Source organism: Streptomyces sp. NPDC048106 (genome assembly GCF_040706415.1).
GTDB lineage: Bacteria > Actinomycetota > Actinomycetes > Streptomycetales > Streptomycetaceae > Streptomyces.
Window position 1 is genome coordinate 12,303 of record NZ_JBEZND010000047.1, and the last position, 17,904, is coordinate 30,206.

General features: G+C 68.7%; 19 protein-coding genes and 4 pseudogenes. 11 read left to right on the forward strand and 12 right to left on the reverse strand.

From position 1 onward, the window contains the following. Positions 1 to 39: 39 nt before the first annotated feature. Entirely contained in the window at positions 40 to 909 is an 870-nt protein-coding gene (locus tag AB0927_RS33865) for an alpha/beta fold hydrolase (protein ID WP_366671640.1), read from the reverse strand. Between the two features lie 57 nt (positions 910 to 966). On the opposite strand from AB0927_RS33865, the gene AB0927_RS33870 reads away from it, so the two are divergent. Beyond that, positions 967 to 1,383 carry a helix-turn-helix domain-containing protein gene (locus tag AB0927_RS33870; RefSeq protein WP_366671641.1) on the forward strand — a complete coding sequence of 139 codons (417 nt, stop codon included), beginning with the start codon at positions 967 to 969 and terminating at the stop codon, positions 1,381 to 1,383. A 105-nt stretch (positions 1,384 to 1,488) separates the two neighbouring features. Here AB0927_RS33870 and AB0927_RS33875 read toward each other — a convergent pair whose 3' ends face one another. Then, positions 1,489 to 1,854 carry a MerR family transcriptional regulator gene (locus AB0927_RS33875; RefSeq protein WP_366671642.1) on the reverse strand — a complete coding sequence of 122 codons (366 nt, stop codon included), beginning with the start codon at positions 1,852 to 1,854 and terminating at the stop codon, positions 1,489 to 1,491. A 153-nt stretch (positions 1,855 to 2,007) separates the two neighbouring features. On the opposite strand from AB0927_RS33875, the gene AB0927_RS33880 reads away from it, so the two are divergent. From AB0927_RS33880 to AB0927_RS33890, 3 genes are all read left to right on the forward strand, one after another. Continuing rightward, positions 2,008 to 2,343, forward strand: coding sequence for an EthD domain-containing protein (locus AB0927_RS33880; protein ID WP_366671643.1), 336 nt, complete (start codon positions 2,008 to 2,010; stop codon positions 2,341 to 2,343). Positions 2,344 to 2,775: 432 nt separating this feature from the next. Then, positions 2,776 to 3,771, forward strand: coding sequence for a zinc-dependent alcohol dehydrogenase family protein (locus tag AB0927_RS33885; protein ID WP_366671644.1), 996 nt, complete (start codon positions 2,776 to 2,778; stop codon positions 3,769 to 3,771). 69 nt (positions 3,772 to 3,840) lie between these two features. Then, positions 3,841 to 4,392: a TetR/AcrR family transcriptional regulator gene (locus tag AB0927_RS33890; RefSeq protein ID WP_366671645.1), complete on the forward strand. Its 552-nt coding sequence runs from the start codon at positions 3,841 to 3,843 to the stop codon at positions 4,390 to 4,392. A gap of 887 nt (positions 4,393 to 5,279) precedes the next feature. On the opposite strand, the gene AB0927_RS33895 is transcribed toward AB0927_RS33890, so the two are convergent. Beyond that, positions 5,280 to 5,906: a TetR/AcrR family transcriptional regulator gene (locus AB0927_RS33895; RefSeq protein ID WP_366671646.1), complete on the reverse strand. Its 627-nt coding sequence runs from the start codon at positions 5,904 to 5,906 to the stop codon at positions 5,280 to 5,282. A 100-nt stretch (positions 5,907 to 6,006) separates the two neighbouring features. Between AB0927_RS33895 and AB0927_RS33900 the strand changes: the two genes are divergently transcribed. Together AB0927_RS33900 and AB0927_RS33905 are read left to right on the forward strand one after the other, a co-directional pair. After that, a complete protein-coding gene (locus tag AB0927_RS33900) occupies positions 6,007 to 6,660 on the forward strand; it encodes a CatB-related O-acetyltransferase (RefSeq protein WP_366671647.1) in 654 nt (217 codons plus the stop codon). A gap of 58 nt (positions 6,661 to 6,718) precedes the next feature. Next, positions 6,719 to 7,912 (forward strand): macrolide family glycosyltransferase, encoded by a 1,194-nt coding sequence (locus AB0927_RS33905; RefSeq protein ID WP_366671648.1) that lies wholly within the window; start codon positions 6,719 to 6,721, stop codon positions 7,910 to 7,912. Between the two features lie 468 nt (positions 7,913 to 8,380). On the opposite strand, the gene AB0927_RS33910 is transcribed toward AB0927_RS33905, so the two are convergent. Next, the gene (locus AB0927_RS33910; RefSeq protein WP_366671649.1) at positions 8,381 to 9,142 is read right to left on the reverse strand and encodes a tyrosine-type recombinase/integrase; all 762 of its coding nucleotides are present in this window, start codon (positions 9,140 to 9,142) and stop codon (positions 8,381 to 8,383) included. A gap of 360 nt (positions 9,143 to 9,502) precedes the next feature. On the opposite strand from AB0927_RS33910, the gene AB0927_RS33915 reads away from it, so the two are divergent. Further along, positions 9,503 to 9,637, forward strand: a complete 135-nt coding sequence (locus AB0927_RS33915) for a hypothetical protein (protein WP_366671650.1) — start codon at positions 9,503 to 9,505, stop codon at positions 9,635 to 9,637. Positions 9,638 to 9,984: 347 nt separating this feature from the next. Here AB0927_RS33915 and AB0927_RS33920 read toward each other — a convergent pair whose 3' ends face one another. After that, positions 9,985 to 10,701: an SDR family oxidoreductase gene (locus tag AB0927_RS33920; RefSeq protein ID WP_366671651.1), complete on the reverse strand. Its 717-nt coding sequence runs from the start codon at positions 10,699 to 10,701 to the stop codon at positions 9,985 to 9,987. A gap of 74 nt (positions 10,702 to 10,775) precedes the next feature. On the opposite strand from AB0927_RS33920, the pseudogene AB0927_RS33925 reads away from it, so the two are divergent. Together AB0927_RS33925 and AB0927_RS33930 are read left to right on the forward strand one after the other, a co-directional pair. Beyond that, a pseudogene (locus AB0927_RS33925) lies at positions 10,776 to 11,221 on the forward strand (transcriptional regulator); the annotation flags it as partial. 585 nt (positions 11,222 to 11,806) lie between these two features. After that, a pseudogene (locus AB0927_RS33930) lies at positions 11,807 to 12,026 on the forward strand (Tn3 family transposase); the annotation flags it as partial. Positions 12,027 to 12,090: 64 nt separating this feature from the next. On the opposite strand, the gene AB0927_RS33935 reads toward AB0927_RS33930, so the two are convergent. Together AB0927_RS33935 and AB0927_RS33940 are read right to left on the reverse strand one after the other, a co-directional pair. Continuing rightward, positions 12,091 to 12,870, reverse strand: a complete 780-nt coding sequence (locus AB0927_RS33935) for an SDR family oxidoreductase (protein WP_366671652.1) — start codon at positions 12,868 to 12,870, stop codon at positions 12,091 to 12,093. Further along, the gene (locus tag AB0927_RS33940) at positions 12,867 to 13,358 is read right to left on the reverse strand and encodes a YbaK/EbsC family protein (RefSeq protein ID WP_366671653.1); all 492 of its coding nucleotides are present in this window, start codon (positions 13,356 to 13,358) and stop codon (positions 12,867 to 12,869) included. Before AB0927_RS33940 ends, AB0927_RS33935 begins: the two co-directional genes overlap by 4 nt. 119 nt (positions 13,359 to 13,477) lie before the next feature. On the opposite strand from AB0927_RS33940, the gene AB0927_RS33945 reads away from it, so the two are divergent. Beyond that, complete coding sequence (locus AB0927_RS33945; protein WP_366671654.1) at positions 13,478 to 13,996, forward strand: helix-turn-helix transcriptional regulator; 519 nt, start codon at positions 13,478 to 13,480, stop codon at positions 13,994 to 13,996. 31 nt (positions 13,997 to 14,027) lie between these two features. Here the strand turns inward: AB0927_RS33945 and AB0927_RS33950 are convergent. Continuing rightward, positions 14,028 to 14,561: pseudogene (locus AB0927_RS33950) on the reverse strand (site-specific integrase); the annotation flags it as partial. Positions 14,562 to 15,017: 456 nt separating this feature from the next. Further along, the gene (locus AB0927_RS33955; RefSeq protein ID WP_299536460.1) at positions 15,018 to 15,422 is read right to left on the reverse strand and encodes a helix-turn-helix domain-containing protein; all 405 of its coding nucleotides are present in this window, start codon (positions 15,420 to 15,422) and stop codon (positions 15,018 to 15,020) included. Positions 15,423 to 15,566: 144 nt separating this feature from the next. Here AB0927_RS33955 and AB0927_RS33960 point away from each other — a divergent pair, with 144 nt between their 5' ends. Then, on the forward strand, positions 15,567 to 16,439 hold the full coding sequence (locus AB0927_RS33960; RefSeq protein ID WP_366671655.1) for an SDR family oxidoreductase: 873 nt from the start codon (positions 15,567 to 15,569) through the stop codon (positions 16,437 to 16,439). 75 nt (positions 16,440 to 16,514) lie between these two features. On the opposite strand, the pseudogene AB0927_RS33965 reads toward AB0927_RS33960, so the two are convergent. From AB0927_RS33965 to AB0927_RS33975, 3 genes and pseudogenes are all read right to left on the reverse strand, one after another. After that, a pseudogene (locus AB0927_RS33965) lies at positions 16,515 to 16,789 on the reverse strand (IS630 family transposase); the annotation flags it as partial. Further along, entirely contained in the window at positions 16,690 to 16,983 is a 294-nt protein-coding gene (locus AB0927_RS33970) for a winged helix-turn-helix domain-containing protein (protein ID WP_366671656.1), read from the reverse strand. The pseudogene AB0927_RS33965 and the gene AB0927_RS33970, both read right to left, overlap by 100 nt. Then, positions 16,940 to 17,179 (reverse strand): helix-turn-helix domain-containing protein, encoded by a 240-nt coding sequence (locus AB0927_RS33975; RefSeq protein WP_366671657.1) that lies wholly within the window; start codon positions 17,177 to 17,179, stop codon positions 16,940 to 16,942. The genes AB0927_RS33970 and AB0927_RS33975 overlap by 44 nt, the downstream gene beginning before the upstream one ends. Positions 17,180 to 17,904 lie beyond the last annotated feature (725 nt).

Sequence of the window (17,904 nt, forward strand, 5' to 3'; positions counted from 1 at the left end):
GAAGTCCGACCGGGACGAAGACGATGGTGTGCCTGTTCGTCATGACCGCGCCTCCGCCGACTTGACGTGCCGCGCCACCAGTGCCGAGAACTCTTCTGGTTCGTCGATCGGAACGATGTGGCCGGCGTCGGGCAGCAGGCTCGCCGTCAGGTTCCGTGAGAACGGGGCGAGTTGCCGTGCGGTTACCTCGCCGACGGCGCTTGCGCCGATCGTGAGCACCGGAAGTGTGAACACGTTCCGCGTCACCCAGGAGGAGATCCAGCCCGCGTTCGCGGGCATCGCGCGGTAGTGCTCGAAAGCGGCCCGCAGGGACTCGCGCCCGCAGTACGCCTCGACGATCCGGGCGGTCAGCGCCTCCGGGAGGCCGCGGCGGCTCCCGCCGTCGAGGAAGAACCGGAGGTAGCGGTCCTCCCGTCCCTCCAGCAGGTCCTCGGCGAAGCCGCCGGGCACCGTGTGGAGTCCGAACCACCAGGGCGCGCCGTTCGCCGTGAAGGATTCGGCGCCGGGCAGAGTGCCGATCACCGCCTCACTCAGCGTCAGGCTGGACACCCGGTCGGGGTGCGTGGCGGCCAGCGCGAACGCCGGCGCGGCGCCGAGGTCGATGCCTACGACGTGCGCCCGGTCGATGTCGAGCGCGTCGAGGACCCCGGCCAGATCCCCGGCGAGCTCGGTCGCCAGGTAACCGCCGGCCGCTCGGTCGCTGTCGCCAAGGCCACGTAGATCCGGGGCGACGACACGGAGTCCGGCCGCCGTCAGCAGCGGCGCTACCTCGGACCAGATCGCCCGGGTGTGCGGAAAACCGTGCAGCAGCATGACGGCGGGACCCTCACCCGCCACCTCGACCGCGAGTCGGACGTCGTTCACCGAGATGTGGCGCGCTCGGGCGCCCGCCAGGTGGGCCGTCAACATCGTTCATCTCATCCAGTTGGTTACCATCAGATACCAGGCGAACATAGGAGACCGGCCATGGGCGGACAAGAAGGCACTTCCCGGAACCCTGGTCACCCCGGGGTGACCCCCCACCGTGGTGACCTCTTCGATGCGGCCTGCCCCACCAGGCAGCTACTCGACCGGGTCGGCACGAAATGGACGACCATGCTCGTCCTGACCCTCGACCAGACCGACGGTGAACTCCGCTTCGCCGAGCTCAAGCGAGCCATGACCGGGATCTCCCAGAAAATGCTGACGCAGACCCTGAGGACGCTCGAACGGGACGGCCTCGTGACCCGCCGGGTCGAGCCGTCCGTGCCGCCACGGGTGTTCTACGGGCTCACCGCGCGAGGAGCGTCGCTGGCACAGCCCCTGTCACAGTTGCGGGAATGGGCAGAGGCGAACATGCCGCAGGTACTGCTCGACCAGAAGGCGTTCGACCGTTCACTCTGAGCGCGGGTCTCTCCATGGTCGGCCGGGTTTATGACCTGTTTTCCGTCAAGCCCTCATCGCCGCCGCCGATTTCGCACGACCGGCGCCGGTCGACCTCACGCCGGGTCAACCGGATTCCTCCTCCACGAAAGTCCGGTTGACATCGATCAGGTGATCGAGCGCATCCCTGGAGGCGGTCAGACTGTCAATCGCGGAGGAAAGCCGCGTTCGCTCCTGGTTCATCACTGTCAGAGCTTGCCGGGCCCTGTCGAGATTGGGCTCCGTCATACAGGGGACCATCCGAGCAATGGTCCTGCTGGACATTCCGGCAGCGAGGAACATCTGGATCAGCACCACTCGCTCGGCGTGCTCGTCGTCGTAGCACCGTTGGCCGCTGGGCGACCTCCTGCTGGCCAGCAGACCCTGCTCCTCGTAGTAGCGCAGCGATCGACGGCTCACTCCTGTCCGGGCGGACAGTTCACCGATCCGCATCTCAACCTCCCGTGTGCGCCGGGTCACAGCGACTTGCCCCTGACATCGATGTGAGCGTTTAGGTTAGCCGCCTGGCTCGCGGTCCGCTGTCTGAGGGGAAACGCCCCCCCCCCCCCGGCCTCTCGCGTCCGCGAGCACGAGAGGGAGAATTCTGTGATCAAGTTCGCTTTCATGATCAACCGTATTGACGGGATGACGTTCGAGGAATTCGTCGAACATCACCGGGACCGCCACGCCCCGCTTTTCACGTCGATTCCGGAAGCTCGGCGGTATGTGAAGAAGTACACCGTCTCCCACCCCGTTCCGGCGGAAGGTTACCCGAGCCCCGCCTACGACGGCCTCACTGAAATCTGGTTCGACAGCTGGGCAGATCATGACGCCTTCTTCACATCCGAGAATTACCGGGAGTTGGTGAACCCGGACGAGAGCAGGTTCATCGACATGAGTACGGTGGCTGTAATGGTCACTGAGGAGAAGGTCGTGGTCTGAGCCCGGCTCCGCAGGATGCCCGCCTCCCGCTCCGGGTGAGATGTCGGCCCGTCAACGCGATGCCCCAGAGGAACCTTCCTCGGGCTGTCGCGACCACGGGCTTGCCAGCCCCGCCCGTCCCGGCCGTTGCCCCGGGGGACGAGGGCGGCGCGCTTCGCGACCGAGTCCTGAAGGCACAGCGTGTCGGAGCAGGCGCAGGTCTCTCGGTGATCACGGGACGTCGGAGTCCGCGATCGCCGGAACCCGTGCCTGTGCTCGTGACTGGAGTGCCGCCCCCGCGCCCCTCCGCGCGACCTCTGACCGTCGTGTACGCCTCGCCTCAGCCGCCGCCGGACCGGCGCGTTTGTTTTATTGGAACGACCGTGCAAATAATTGGGGGTCCCAGTCAGGGTGCGTTCACGCCAACGCACCGGACGGAAGGATCAGGTACCCATGTCACGTGCTGTTGTTTTCGACGAGGTCGGCGGCCCGGAAGTGCTGCGCATCGTCGATGAGCCGGCCGAGGCCCCCGGTCCCGGCGAGGTGCGCGTCAGGTTGGAGGCGTTCGCCGTCAACCGGCTGGACGAACTGACGCGTTCCGGCACCTCTCCGGTGCCGATCCGGCTGCCGCACGCCCGGCTCGGATGCGAGGGAACCGGCATCGTCGACGCGCTGGGGGAGGGTGTCGAGGGGTTCGACGTGGGTGACGCGGTGGTGCTGACCGCCGTTCCCGACATGACGGCCAACGGCACCTACGCGGAGCACACCGTGCTGCCGGCCGCCCGGATCATCAAGCGTCCCGAGGGACTGGACCCGGTCAGCGCGGCGGCACTGTGGGTCGCCTACTCCACCGCCTACGGGGCGCTTGTGGAGAAAGCCGGTATGAAGCCGGGCGACCAGGTTCTGATCACCGCGGCGTCCGGCACGGTCGGCCTCGCCGCCATCCAGATCGCCAACCAGATCGGCGCCACCCCCATCGCGGTGACCCGTCACGCGGCGAAGAGGGACGACCTGCTGGCCGCCGGAGCCGCGGCAGTCGTCGCCACCGATGCCGAGGACATCGTCGAAGCCACACGTCTGCACACCGGCGGCGCGGGCGCCGACATCATCCTCGACTCCGTCATGGGCCCTGGTCTCGCCGAACTCGCCAAGGCCGCCAAGCGTTTCGCCGGCACGCTGGTCACCGTGGGCTGGCTCGACCCGCGCCCGGCCCCCTATCCCTCCGTGCCCATCAGCACCCACCGCTACATGAGCTTCGAGCACGCCCTCGACCCCGCCGCGGTGCGACGCATAGCCGCCTTCCTCTTCGCCGGCCTCCGCAGCGGCGCGCTCAGTCCCACCGTCGACCGTGTGTTCACCCTGGAAGGCATCGTCGACGCACACCGTTACGTGGAACAGGGACAGCAGGGCCTGGGCAAGATCGTCGTCACCACCGGGCAGTCCCGCTGAGCCGAGGCATACGATGACCAGGGGGTCTTCCACCGGACCGCAGGCATCTGACATGACGGAGAGTGAGGCATGGCCGGACGCCCCGTGAATCACGCACGGCGCGCCGAAATGCTCGACGCGGTCGTGGATTACACGATCGAGCACGGGTTCAGCGATCTGTCCTGGCGGCCCGTGGCCGCCGCCGTGGGCGTGTCAACCACGTCGTTGGTCCACCGCTTCGGCTCCAAGGAGCAGATGCTGCAGGAGATCCTCGGGCGGCTGCGCGAGCGCATCTTCGCCGCCGTCGGGCCCAGCGACGGTCTGCGGGCGGACGTGAGGGCCGTCTGGGAGAGGGTGTCCGACCCGCGGCGAGGAGGGGAGTTCCGGCTCTTCTTCGCCGTCTACGGACACGCCCTGCAGGCGCCGCAACAGTTCGCGGACTTCCTCGACCATGTGGTGACCGACTGGCTGAACAGCCTGCGCGAGGCGCAAGGCCCGGACACCGACCCGGCCACAGCCACACGCACGGCCACCCTCGTCATCGCCACCATCCGGGGACTGCTGCTCGACCTGCTCGCCACCGGCGACCGCCGAAGGGTCCACGACGCGGCCGAGGCGTTTCTCGCGACGCTTCCCGCGTAGGCCGCGCCTCAGGCGCCTCGGAGGTCGACAGGTCAAGCCCTTGACCTCCGGCTCCCCGCGCTGAAGCACGGGGAGCCTCCGCCTGCGGATGGTGCCGGTTACTGCCGGGCCACCCGCTTCGGGTGGGTTCCTGGTTCCTCCCCACATGGGTGGGGGTTGCGCGCACTGCCGGGCTGCTGCCTGGTCTTACGTGCGCTCCGCAGGCGTTTACCGCCGCCGTTACCGGCGTCGGGCCCCCGGTGCGGGGGTGGGTGGTTCTGTCGTTGAGGCCGTGAGGATGCGGCGGCATTCGTCCCGGACGTTCTTCCCGACGTTCCAGTCGCGGTCGTGGGCCGTGCCGCAGGTCGGCCCGGGACATGTCCAGGTGCGCACGTGGAGCGGCTTCTTCCCGTCCCGGCGTCCGACTCAGGACACCAGAACCTGGTGGCGCGCACTCCGGCGTCCCCGCCCCTGGACCGCGGGCGTCAAAGGAGCGCGATCGTCGCGAACCGCCTCGCCTGCGTCGAGCGCCGGTCGGCCGCGATCTCCTTCAGTCCCGACATTGTTAAGCGGCGGACCCCGCCATATCGTAGACCACAGAAAACGGCGGGCTACGCCGTTTAAATGCCAGGTGCCTGCTGAGGAGATGCGCTCATGACCCTGGATTATGTCTAGCTTGAGTAGTGCGCACAGCATCTAACCAGCTCATTCTCGTCAAGGACATGTAGTCGACGCGGTCGCCCGGCACATGGCCAAGCCGCGACCCGGCCGCCCGACGCCGTAGATGAGCCCTCAAAAGTTGACCTCGCGGCTATTTGCTCCTGGGTGTCCGAACCAGGGCTACTGGACCGCGATCCAGGTCTTGTCGCGCTCTTGATTGCGCTTGCGTTCGCTCCTTGTCTCCTCGATCACACGCCCTCTTCCCGACGGACGGAGAAGGCACCCGCGGCAGCCGCCAGGACTGCCGCCTCCGCGGCCCGTTCCGGGAGTTGCGGGTCCGGATCGGCACGCAGGAGCACTAGCTGGTGGTACAGGGGCGCCGTGGCGGCGATCAGCAGGCTCCGCGCGTCCGTGTGCTGTGCGGGGAGTTCACCGCGTTCGATGGCGCGCTCGACGAGGATCTCGCACTGGGCGTACCGGTCCGTCCACAGCTGCGTCTGGGCCCGCGCGGCCTGTTCGGAGTGGAACGAGGCGGCCATCAGGGCGACGGCGAGCGACGGCTGTACGACCAGGGATTCCTGGATTTCCTGGTTGAGGGCCGTCAGATCGCCGCGCAGCGAGCCGGTGTCCGGCGGCTGCCAGTCGACCTCGCCGGCGGCGTCGATGACGTCGACGAGCAGGCCGCCGACGTCGCGCCAACGCCGGTAGACCGTGGCGCGGTGCACTCCGGCCCGCGTCGCGACACCCTCCATCGTGAGTCCTTCGTGACCGCCTTCAGCGAGTTCGGCGCGCACCGCGTCGAGAACCTGGGCGCGGATGCGGGCGGTGCGACCGCCCGGACGGCGGTCCGATGTCGTGTCCAGCGGGTCTGTCATCGGCAATCCAGTATCCGGTTGTTCAAGGCGGCAGGGCTGTGCCAGCATCTTAACGCGACAGTCGTCGCTCTAAGTCCACTGGAGAGGAACCGCCTCCGCGATGCCGCCCGTTCCCGCCGACCCCACCGTGCTCCACCCGATGCCCGAGCACCCGCGCGTGGTTCTGCTCAAGCCGTTGGTGAAGTCGCCGCTGATCGAGGTCGGTGACTTCACCTACTACGACGATCCGGACGACCCGACCGCGTTCGAGACGCGCAACGTCCTGTACCACTATGGTCCCGAGCGGCTCGTCATCGGCAAGTACTGCGCGCTGGGGACGGGCGCCCGGTTCATCATGAACGGCGCCAATCACCGCATGGACGGTCCTTCCACCTTCCCGTTCCCCACGATGGGGGGCTCCTGGGCGGAGCACTTCGACCTGATCACCGGCCTGCCCGGCCGGGGCGACACGGTCGTCGGCAACGACGTGTGGTTCGGCCACGGCGCCACGGTCATGCCCGGTGTACGCATCGGTCACGGCGCGATCATCGCCGCCGGCGCCGTGGTCACCGGCGACGTCCCCGACTACGGCATCGTCGGCGGCAACCCCGCCCGGCTCATCCGCACCCGCTACGACGCCGCGGACGTCGCCCGGCTCCTTGCCGTGGCGTGGTGGGACTGGCCCGTGCAGCACATCACCGAGCACGTACGGACGATCATGTCGGGGACCGTCGCCGACCTGGAGGAGGCCGCCGCGCAGACCGACCGGCCCTGACAGCGCGTCCTCGTCACACCGCCCGCTCCCGTCCCGCGCCAGAAACGAGTGATCGCCCGTGTCCCGTCGCCGCGCCCATATCGCCATGGTCGGCGTCCCCATCGTCAGCCATGTCCTGCCCAGCCTCGCGCTCATCCGTGAGCTGGTGGCCCGCGGGCACCGGGTCACCTACGCCAACGACCCGTTCATGGCCGACCGGATCGGCTCCGCCGGCGCGGAGCTGGTGCCGTGCACCTCCACGTTGCCCGTCGCCGACAACGACTGGCCTGCCGATCCCATCGCCGCGGCGAGCCTCTTCCTCGACGACGCCGTCCAGGCGCTCCCGCAGCTGCGCGCCGCCTACGACGACGATCCGGCAGACCTGTACCTCTACGACATCGGGGCCTATGCCGCGCGAGCCCTCGCCGAAGCGCAGGGCCGTCCCTTCGTGCAGCTGTCCCCGACGTTCGTCGGCTGGGACAGCTACCAGGAGGAAGTCGCGGCGCATCTGCGGAAGCTGCCGGGCGCCGACGCGTACCGGGACAGGTTCGCGCGGTGGCTCGCCGGCTGCGGTGCGACCACCACGGACGTGGACACGTTCTCCGGCCCGCCCGCCCGGGCCCTGGCCCTGATCCCGCGAGCGATGCAGCCGCACGCCGACCGAGTCGACACCGACACGGTGACCTTCGTCGGCCCCTGCTTCGACACCCGAGCGGACACGGACGGCTGGACCCGCCCGGCGGCCGCGGACCACGTGCTGCTGATCTCGCTCGGCTCGGCGTACACGCGCCAGCCCGCGTTCTACCGCCAGTGCATCGCCGCCTTCGGCGACCTGCCCGGCTGGCACGTCGTACTCCAGATCGGCACGTACACCGACCCCGAGGAACTCGGCACCATCCCGCCCAACGTCGAAGTGCACTCCTGGGTCCCGCAGCGGGCAATCCTGGAACGGGCCGACGCCTTCGTCACCCACGCCGGCATGGGCGGCTGCGGCGAAGGGCTCCTCGCCGGGGTTCCCATGATCGCTGTGCCGCAGGGAGCCGAGCAGTTCATGAACGCCGACCGGCTCGTGGAACTCGGCGTCGCCCGCCGTGTGGACACCGCTGACGCCACCGCCGAGACCCTTCGCGCGGCGCTGAACGACCTGGTCATGGATCCGGAACGCGTCGACCGGTCCAAGCAGTTGGTAGCCGCCGCCCGGGCCGAGGGCGGCACCCCGCGCGCTGCTGACCTCATCGAGAACATGCTGGCCGCCGAGGGCCCCACGCTCTGAACACTGCCGCTTCGGTGATCGTGCTGCAGCGTCAGGTAGTGGCGCCTCCCGAAGTGGTCGCCGTCTGCTGTCCATGCTCTTGGGCATAACCATCTCGAGGAGACGCGCCACGGAGCCTGCGGATCTCTCCGTATGCGGTCTCCAGACGCCCGGAGAGGTCGCTGTTCTCCGCTCGCAGCTGCTTGATTCGCGCGAGCGCGGTCTCCAGCCGTCGCTGGACGGAGGAGACCGACGCGGGGCTGTGAGCCGGTTCGCTCGGTGGCGGGCTGCCGGTCCTGCATCTGCCTGATGGCGGCCACAAGGTCGGGCTGGGTGTATAGCCATGATCTTGAAACGCCGGCCGCCTTCGCGATCGCAGCGAAGCTGGTCCGGCCGCCGGTGCGTCGGGCTGCCGAGATGGCCTTCTCGGCGCAATTGCGGGTGCGTTCGCTGCGACGCCGGGTGGCCTCGGCCAGGGCGGCGGTGTTGTCAGCTGGCGGCATCGACGTCCTCCACCTGTCCGCCGACGACGATCTGATTCTCGGTGGCCCCTTCGAGTGCGTTGATGATCGTGTCGAGCTTGCCGAGGGTGCGGCGGTTCTTCTCCGCGACCCGGGCGAGCCCGGACTGCTCGGCCTGGGCAATGAGTTCGCTGGTCTCCTGCCGCTGCTGGCGGTGCTGCTGGAGAAAGTCGCCGGTGGTGATGAAGAACCGGCAGTCCAGACAGGGGTTGGCGTACTCGTAGTCGGTCTGCACCGGGGCTCCGCAGTAGCCGTTGGGCAGAGTCACCTTCACGCGGACCAGGCTCATCTTCGCCCAGGCCGCCCCAGCGAGCGGGTGGTCTGCAGCGATCTCGGCCTTCTGCCCCTCGTGGTTGACCTTGAGTGCGTTCTCCCAGTGCCGCCGCAACGTCTTGTCGTGGAGCTTGGCGTAGACGGCGGTCATGGCCGGCGACATGTGATCGAGCAGGGTCTGAATCACCGGCTGGGGAACATCGGCGTTGATCATGCGGGTGGCCAGGGTGTGCCGGAACTGGTGGAAGGTCACCTTCACCGGGCGGCCGTGTTCGTCAATGAGGCTGAGCCGCTCCAGCCAGATGGCCAGGTGGTCGCGCAGGCGGCGGTCGCTGACCGGCTTGCTGCCGTCGACGTTCTTCAGCGCCGCAGGGAAGAGCCACTTGCAGCCCTGCGGAAAGCGCGCAAGGACGGCCTGCTGCTGGCGGCCGATCTCGACCGCGACGTCCTCGCTCACGTCCTCGTGGACGACGTTCCTCCGTCGCAGATCTGCCTTGCCTGGAGGAGTTCGCGGCGTGACCCGCTGATCGGGGAGTACGTCGACATCGCCCGCCGGACAGCGAGCCTCACCAAGGCGCCTGCGAGGTGATCCCTGCCCGTCGACACGTGCGACGGGTGACGGTGAGGGCGGGTGACCGCTGGCCCTTGCTCGTACGTACAGCGCTCCGTCCCACGACCTCTGCCGGCGGCTTCAGGCGCGGGACTGTTGTGCACCCGGCCGGGCCCGGCAGGCGAGCGGGACACGCGGTCGCGCGCCTGTCCTGAGCCAGCGCCGGCGGCAGGCGGAGGGCGCGGCGGAAGTCATCCCCTCTGGTTGGTGAAGGTCGAGCACCACGAACCGGCCCGGGCCCGGGAGGAAGCCACCACCGTCGCCCGCCGGATCATGCCGCTCTACCAGGCCGAACTGCTCTACACCGCCTTGCGGACCCCGCCCGAGGAGACACCGTCGTGATTCGCCCCGGCCGCTTCCTCGGGCGGCCGCACCGCTCTCCGGGGCGGCTACGGCGCACTGCGACTCGAGCGCCCGCACGACAGCCGCGGCGAGGCCGTCGCCCTGGCGCGCCTCGCTGTCAGGCCGGGCGTCGACCACCTGGACACCGCCGAGTTCCACGGCTCCGGATTCGCCGCCGACGCCGTCCGCGAGGCACCGCGCCCCGAGGACGACGTCCTGTTCGTCGCCGTCGGGCCTCGCTCCGACGAAGTTCCCCGGCCTGCGGCTGCCCCGTACCCGTGGCGACGTCGCCGCGCATGTGCGGCTGGACGCCGGCTGCGGAGCGGAGCGCATCCGGATGCCGCCGATCACCAGGGCACGAGCGTTCCGTCCCAGGAGAAGAAGCCGCCGGTGGGGCCGTCGTCCGGGAGCAGGGCCAGACGGAGGGCACCTTCCGCGGCCTCGGCCGGGTCACCGCCGAGGGCGGCGGCCCGGGGGTTGATGTCGGTGGCCCGCGCGCCGGGGGCCAGCGCGTTGACCTTGAAGCCGTCCTCGGCCAGCGTCTGGGCGTAGAAGACGGTGAGGGCGTTGAGGGCCGCCTTGGACGACCGGTAGGCGCCGAAGCCGCCGCTGCCCGGGGTGAACTGGGGGTTGGGGTTCGTGCTCCAGGTCAGCGACGCCGTACCGCTGGAGACGTTGACCACGCGAGGGTGCGGGGAACGGCGCAGGGCGGGCAGGAAGGCGTTGGTCACCGCCACCACCGCGAACACGTTGGTCTCGTACGTGCGCCGCAACTCCTCCACGTCCGTGTCGGCCGGCGATGCGGATGACAACTGGATACCGGCGTTGTTGACCAGCACGTCCAGGCGCTCGACCTGGGCAGCCGCCGCGGCGACGCTGTCCGGGTCCGTCACGTCGAGGGTCAGCGGACGGGCGCCGGCGCCGATCTCCTCGACGGCCCGCCGCCCGCGAGCGGCGTCCCGGGCGGCCACGTACACGGTGAGCCCCCCGGCCGCGAGCAGCCGGGCGATATGCTTGCCGATGCCCTTGTTGGCACCGGTGACCAGAGCTGTGTGTTCGTTCATGACGACCACGGTCGCCCGGCGGCGGGTGCCTCGCCAGGGACAACCGGTACCAGGCAGCGGGGGCGGGAGACGGGATACCACGGCAGGAGCTGGCCCACTACCTTCGGGAGCGCCGGGCAGGCCTGCGTCCGCACGAGATGGGCCTGGCGGAGACGGGCACCACCCGCCGCACGCCGGGTCTGCGCCGCGAAGAGCTGGTGGAACTCGCCCACACGTCGGTCGACTACTGCACGCGGCTGGAGCAGGCCCGGGGGCCGCGGCTCTCGGCCCGGATCTGGACGCGCCGGCGCGGGCGCTGCGGCTGACGGCGGCGGAGCGCAGCCATCTGTTCCGCCTGACGGGATCGAGTCCGCCGCCCGGCACCAGCGTCGTGCGGCGGGTACGCCCCCATGTGGCCCGGATGCTGGAGCGGCTTCCGGAGACCGACGCCCTCGTCACCGACGCGGCGTACGGCGTCCTCGCCTGGAACCGCCTGACCCGGGCACTGCTCGGCGGCGACCTCGGGTGCGGCACGACGAGCAGTTGGTCCAGCGCGTCGGTGACCGACTTCGGCCCGGTGTAGAAGTTGCACTCGGAGATCGACACGTTGCGGTCTCCGACGCGGATCAGGGTGTCCGTCTTGCCCTTGCCGTTCAGGGTCTCGCCCGTGGACTGCCCTTCGAAGTAGGCGTTGAGGGCGACGAGCAGCAGCGTCGTGCCGCGCCGCCTCGGGCCGCCACTCGCCGGCCGGCAGGATCTGGAGGGTCGGGCTGACCTGGTAGCCGTCCCGGGCCAGCGCGGCTGTGACCTTCGCCAGCGTCCCGTCCCAGCCGTAGGAGCCGGTGCACTCATCCAGCATGCCCTCGAACGCGCGCAGGGCCCGCTGTGCCTGTCCCTCGTCGGTCCAGTCAACGCCTTCGGCGAAGGAGCCGAATGGCCAGCCCAAGAGCCTGAACCGTGTCGGTGACGACGTTTCAGGTACATCGCTTTCTGTACGTGGAGGCTCCAACGGGGGAGAGCGCCGACACGCCCCACGGCACTCAGCTCTCCCCCTTCTCCACCACTACTTTCCGTGGTGGAGAAGGGAGTCAGCCGGTTCAAGGCGGTGCTGGGCTAGTTCGGATAGGACCAGGTCGGCGCTCTGGACCTTGTCCTCGACGCCCTTGTGCTGTTCAACACGCGGTACATGGACGCCGCGGTGAACCAGTTGCGGGCGGACCTTCGACGTGGCGGACGAGGACGTGGCACGCCTCTCGCCGTTTGTGAGGCATCACATCAACAGGCTCGGCCGTTACTCCTTCCATCTCCCCGAGTCGAGTGGCGGCCTGCGGTCCCTGCGCGAGCGGGGGATGGGCGACGCCGTGAGCCGACAGCAACATTGCGCCCACCCGTGTCGGCAGGCGGGCTCGGTCAGTGGGCGGTCCAGCCACCATCGACCGGCAGCACCGCACCCGTGAGATAGGACGCCGCTGGGCTGGCCAACAACACTGCCGCGCCGACGAGTTCCCCTGGATCGGCCCAGCGTCCCATGGGGACTTGGTGGTCGAGGAAGTCCCGGACACGCGGGTCGTCGTCGACGCCGTCGTTCAACGGTGTGCGAAAGGGACCGGGAGCCAGCGCGTTGACACAGATGCCGCTGCCTGCGAGTTCGACGCCGAGGCTGCGGGTGAGTTGGACCACCGCGCCCTTACTGGCCGCGTAGCCTGCCCGGCCTGCGGCACCGACCAGTCCCAGAGCGCTGGCCAGGGTGACGATGCGACCGTACCCAGCCTGCCGCATCACGGGCACAACAGCCTGGCACGCGAGGAAGGTTCCGACGACATTGACGTCCAGGCAGCGCCGCAGCGTGGTGGCGTCAAGCGCACCGAGTACGCCCCGGGCCTGGATTCCGGCGCTGGTTACGAGCACGTCCAGGCGGCCGTATCGGCTGACGATGTCCTGCACGACGTCATGGACCGAATCGTCCTCGGTCACGTCGCAGGACATACCCGCAGCAGCACCTCCGGTCCCGGCGATTATTTCAGCTGCTGTCTGCCTGCATGCCTCCAGCCGTCGCCCGGCCACCACCACTGTGGATCCTGCGAATGCCAGACTCAGCGCGATGGCCCGGCCGAGCCCGGACGAGCCCCCGGTGACCAGTGCTACCTGCCCGGTCAGATCGATCCCTGGGCCGAGGGAACCCCTGGTCACGGGCCGACGGGCAGCAGAAGCCCGCCCGTGAGCCGGAGGAGTTCACCGGCAGTGGTCGGGAAGACCGTGCGTGGCGTCCCGGCGGCGGCCCAGAGCTGGGGGTAGTCGCTCAGGGCTGCATCGACCACGCAAGGAAGCGCCTGAGGGTGGCCGACCGGAGCCACGCCTCCGATCGCCTGCCCGGTGGCCTGACGCACCTGTTCCGGAGCGGCACGCCGAAGCTTGCCGCGTCCCCACCGGGCGGCGAGCGCCGCGGTGTCCACCTTGTGCCGGCCGCTGGTCAGAACCAGAACGGGCTCGTCGTCGGAGATGAACACGAGGCTGTTGGCGATTGCGCCCACATCGCACCCAAGGGCCTCGGCGGCCTCGGCGGCCGTGCGCGTCGACTCTGCCAACTCGCGTACCTGGCCCTCGATGCCGGCCTCAGCGAGGATGCGGGCCACCTCCATACTGCGGGCGGGCAGGGACGTGCCTTCCTGGGGCGCCATGTGACTCCTTCATCCAGCGTGCACCATCGCACGTTCCATATACGGAACGTTTTGTTTGTGGAACGATAGAGCCCTCACGGGCTCGGATCAACCGGCCTCCGGAGACGAGAAGGGACTCCATGGATCTGGCCGCCACCGTCGGCTTGCGTTTGCGGAAGTTGCGCGAGGCTCAGGGGATATCACTGTCCGAACTGGCACGCAGGTCCAAGATCGGCAAGGGGACGCTCTCCGAGTTGGAGAGCGGCCGGCGCAACCCCACTCTGGAAACGCTCTACGCTCTTACGACAGCGCTCAAAGTTCCTCTGAGTACCGCTCTGCACGATCTCGCGTCTCCCGCCAAGATCTCCGGTCACGCCGTCGAAGCCGTCCTCATCGAGCGGTTCGAGGCTGAGACCTCGGTCACGGAGACCTACCGGGTTCGCATCCGCGCCGGAGCGACGCAGGAGTCCGCCGCCCATTCCTCGGGTACTACAGAGCACATCATCATCCTTACCGGCATGGCGCGCGTCGGCGGGCTCACCGACCCTGTCCTGATCGGCCCGGGCATGCACGGCAGTTGGGCCGCTGACGTCCCGCACCTGTATCAGGCACCCGCCGGAGACGTGGAGGCCCTGCTGGTCGTGCGATACCCGCAGTGATGCGCCATTGGTACTGCTGGGCCGACAGCGGTCAGCGCCTGCTGCTGCCGGACGCCAGGAGGCCGGTGATCTCGGCGATCGCCTCCGGCGAGGGATGGAAGGACTTGCGGACGCTCTCCGGCTTCTCGTGTCGGGACTTCGCCATCAGCACGAGCAGGCTCGCCCCGGCCGCGCCGAGGTGAGTGAGCCGGAGTGCCGCCACTCGCGCAGGACCCAGCCCGTTCCCGGTACACCACCGACGGCCATGTGCTCGTCCAGCAGGGCGCCGGCCTGACCGTACGGCAGTCGGGCGAACCAGTGTCCGGGCAGACGTCGCGGGGACTGACGAACACAGGCCCGCGCGTACGGCCCTAGGTCAACGGGGGCAACAACTGGGCGGTGCCGGCGTCCCAGTACACGGGTTCCCACACGAAGTCCTGACGGGATCCGCCTCGGCGGCGGGTACGCTCGCCCTTTGCCTTGACCGGACAGAGGCGCCGAGGAGGGCCAGTTCCTCGATGCTGACGCCGCGGATCTCCTCCGCCCACGCACAGGTCACGTACAGCATCCGCCACAGCGCCTTCTCCCACCCGCGCGCCCAGAGGGCGGTGAAGCTGGGGGAACGGGCTTCGGGCTGCATCCATGCTCTCGAGTGCTGGCGCGATCGCGAACGGCCTGATGCCGCCCAGGAGGGATTCGTGATCGGCATCAACTGGAGCGGTCCGCGCCTCGTCGCTGGAGAGGCTCTCCCCCGACGCCAGACGTGCGAACACGTCATCCAGCGACGCACACAGCCCCTCCAACTCCCGCTCCAGCAAACGGACATCGGCCTCGTCCAGCTCACCCGTCCGCACCACACTCGGCTGCAGCATTAATCCCACGAACGGAGCAACGAGCCAACCGCCGTCACGTCACATGAACAACCGGCTGTAGTACTACTGAGGTTGAACTCGTGATGACGCCGGGTTGCTCAGGCGAGTCTGATTGTCAGGCCGGTCTCGGCGGAGCAGCCATCTATGACCAGACCGTCGGTCGCCGCCGATTACCTGGTGCGCTCAGTGCGGTCGTCGTACTCTTCACGGGCGGTGATGACTTCTTCGATGTGCAGCACGGACCACTCCGTGAGCGCCTTCAGCGGTTCCCGCAGCGTCTGGCCGAGCGCGGTCAGCTCATACTCCACGTGCGGCGGAACCTCTGGGTAGACGGTCCGGCTGACCAGCCCGTCGCGTTCGAGGGTGCGCAGCGTCTGGGTGAGCATCTTCTCGCTCACGCCCGCCAGCGCCTGCCGGAGCCGGCCGAACCGAGATGTCCCGTTCCGGCCGAGTTCGCCCAGCACGAGGACCGCCCACTTGCTGCCGATCTGGTCGAGCAGGTCCCGCGACGGGCAGCCGCGCTCGTACGGATCGAATGACGGTATGGGCCCGGTCACGTTCTCGACAGCGGCCATACGGCTCACCTCAATGCTTTCGCTCCGGTAAGTACCCTACCAAGAAGTGGCTACTCCCCAACAGAGAGTGTCCAGGTCATTCTGTGTCCCATCCCGCAGCGGACGGACCGCGGCAGGCGTGCGAGACACGCGCGGAAGGAAGGAATGACCATCATGCAGATCGTCGTCACCGGAGCCACCGGCCAGCTGGGCAGGCTCACCGTCGAGGCACTGCTGCGGCGCGGGATCCCGGCCGCGGAGATCATTGCGACCGGCCGGGACATCGCCGGGATCAAGGACCTGGCCGACCGAGGCATCACGGTACGCCGCGCCGACTTCGCGAACACCGACGGCCTGGCCGAGGCATTCGCGGGGGCGGACAGGATGCTGCTGATCTCGGCCTCGGTCCCCGTGGGCGAGCGGGTCGCCAACCACCGCCGCGTGATCGACGCCGCAGCGTCCGCAGGCGTCTCGCTCGTGGCGTACACGAGCACGACGCACGCGGACATGGCCACCACCGTCATCGGTGCCACGCACGGCGAGACCGAGGAGTATCTGCGGGACCGCGGAATCCCCAGCGTGCTGCTGCGCAACGGCTGGTACTTGGAGAACTACACCAGCCAACTGCCGCAGATCCTGCAGAACGGCGCCGTCGTCGGCGCCGCAGGCGGGGGGCGGATCAGCGCCGCGTCCCGCGCCGACTACGCCGAGGCCGCAGCGGTCGTCCTCACCGCCGAAGGCCACACCGGCGCCGTGTACGAGCTCGGCGGCGACGAATCCTTCACTCTGACCGAGCTCGCCGCCGCGATCTCCGCTGCGGCCGGAAAGCAGGTTTCCTACGCTGACCTTCCGGTGACCGAGTTCGCCCAGGTACTGGCCGCCGCGGGCCTACCCGCCGAGCTGGCCGAGGTCCTCGCTGACGCTGACCGCGGCATGAGCCGCGGCGAGATGTACACCGATTCCGGCGACTTGCGCCACCTGATCGGGCGCCCGCCCGTGACCCTGGCCGAGGCACTCGCGGTCGCCCTGCATTACTGAGGTTGAACTCGCGATGTGGCCGGGTTGCTCAGGTGGGTCAGATTGTCAGGCCGGTCTCGGCGAGGCAGCCGTCTATTGCAGGTCGGCGGCCATGTGGACGTTGGGGTTGTCCCAGACGAGAACGATCGGGCCGCCGAGCTGCTGGTGTGCTGCGATCAACAGGTCCCGGTAGTCGCGCCAGGAGAAGCTCTTGCGCCCATCGCGACGCCGGCAGATGAGCGCCTGGAGCGGTGACCGGGTTTGTAGCAGGTCAGCGCGGCGATGGAGATCCGTCTGCGGGAGCGGCCGCGGACCCGCACCACCGGGGTCCGGCCGCGCCGTGACCAGGTCTTCGCGTGCGGCGGCGGCATGGTGAATCCGGCTTCGTACTCGAAGACGAGCCAGGCTCCACGGGCCGCCGCGAGTCTTCCGCGCAGGGCCACACCTCCTCGACCCACCCGGCCACCGCCTCGTCGTCCCGCTCCATGGCCCGTCGGGCCGGGACCTGCCAGGGCCGGCCGTTACGCGCCCGCAGTTTCCGCACGCCCTGGATCGTGTAGGCCATATGGAAGCGCCGACTGATCACCGTCCTGATCCCACTTCTGCCGCCACCGTTGTACCGAGCGGACGTTGATGCACAGGGCCTTGGCGATAACCGAGCTCGCCTCGCTCTGGGCGAAACGCTCGGCCGCCTTGAGTCGTAACTCCTCGCGGAACTTTTGTCGCTCGGCAGTCAGCCCGCCTCCTTGTTGATACCGCATGCTCCGGGGATACCGCACGGACGACGATCCATCAGTCCCTACGACACCACGAGTTCAACCTCAGTAACCCAACCAGCTCGAAGTGGGATTGGAAAAGACTCAATGTCTCCCTGTTGCCAATCCGGGGGCTCGCCGAAGGAATGTGAAGAAACGCGCTTGATTGCCGCACCTATTCACGCCGTTTTCCCTCTGCGAAGTCCGCGGAGTCGGAGCGACGTGACCCACAGGGCAGAACGCCGGGACCTTCAGGGCAGAGCCGCGCGGCCCGAAGTGCAGGAGGACGGCGCCCCACGGGTACGACGACTCCTGCCGCCGGGCGGTCGGCGGGTGGTCGATGGCTTGATCTGTCCCACGAGGCCGGTGGCACGCTTCAAGTAATCTGAGCAGTCAAAAACGATGTGTGTAGGCGCCATCTTTGACCGGACGAGGCACCACCAAACACCGATGCCCCGTCACCAACCGCTTTTTTTGAGCCAGTTCACGAAATTGCACATCGCGGACCTCATCACCCGTCACACACGAGTACTAGGGGGGCCGATGGTGGAGTTCGGTCCGCCGCACTTCGAAGGAAGGAGAAGGCGTCGTGAATTCTGTTGTGACGTTGGACTTGGACGTGGTCGATGTAACGCCCAAGACCTGGGACGAGTTGTCCTCGGACATGGTCTCGGACAGCGTTTATGCCAGTGACTGCCAGTGCACCGGCGGTTGCGGCGGCTGCTCCAGCT

Coding starts and splice junctions, on each gene's coding strand:
- AB0927_RS33875 (WP_366671642.1), bottom strand. CDS start 1,854: ATGCGGATCGGTGAACTGTCCGCCCGGACAGGAGTGAGCCGTCGATCG.
- AB0927_RS33900 (WP_366671647.1), top strand. CDS start 6,007: ATGCCGCCCGTTCCCGCCGACCCCACCGTGCTCCACCCGATGCCCGAG.
- AB0927_RS33945 (WP_366671654.1), top strand. CDS start 13,478: ATGGATCTGGCCGCCACCGTCGGCTTGCGTTTGCGGAAGTTGCGCGAG.
- AB0927_RS33920 (WP_366671651.1), bottom strand. CDS start 10,701: ATGAACGAACACACAGCTCTGGTCACCGGTGCCAACAAGGGCATCGGC.
- AB0927_RS33865 (WP_366671640.1), bottom strand. CDS start 909: ATGTTGACGGCCCACCTGGCGGGCGCCCGAGCGCGCCACATCTCGGTG.
- AB0927_RS33940 (WP_366671653.1), bottom strand. CDS start 13,358: ATGGCGCCCCAGGAAGGCACGTCCCTGCCCGCCCGCAGTATGGAGGTG.
- AB0927_RS33895 (WP_366671646.1), bottom strand. CDS start 5,906: ATGACAGACCCGCTGGACACGACATCGGACCGCCGTCCGGGCGGTCGC.
- AB0927_RS33885 (WP_366671644.1), top strand. CDS start 2,776: ATGTCACGTGCTGTTGTTTTCGACGAGGTCGGCGGCCCGGAAGTGCTG.
- AB0927_RS33955 (WP_299536460.1), bottom strand. CDS start 15,422: ATGGCCGCTGTCGAGAACGTGACCGGGCCCATACCGTCATTCGATCCG.
- AB0927_RS33970 (WP_366671656.1), bottom strand. CDS start 16,983: ATGGCCTACACGATCCAGGGCGTGCGGAAACTGCGGGCGCGTAACGGC.
- AB0927_RS33975 (WP_366671657.1), bottom strand. CDS start 17,179: ATGCGGTATCAACAAGGAGGCGGGCTGACTGCCGAGCGACAAAAGTTC.
- AB0927_RS33890 (WP_366671645.1), top strand. CDS start 3,841: ATGGCCGGACGCCCCGTGAATCACGCACGGCGCGCCGAAATGCTCGAC.
- AB0927_RS33960 (WP_366671655.1), top strand. CDS start 15,567: ATGACCATCATGCAGATCGTCGTCACCGGAGCCACCGGCCAGCTGGGC.
- AB0927_RS33870 (WP_366671641.1), top strand. CDS start 967: ATGGGCGGACAAGAAGGCACTTCCCGGAACCCTGGTCACCCCGGGGTG.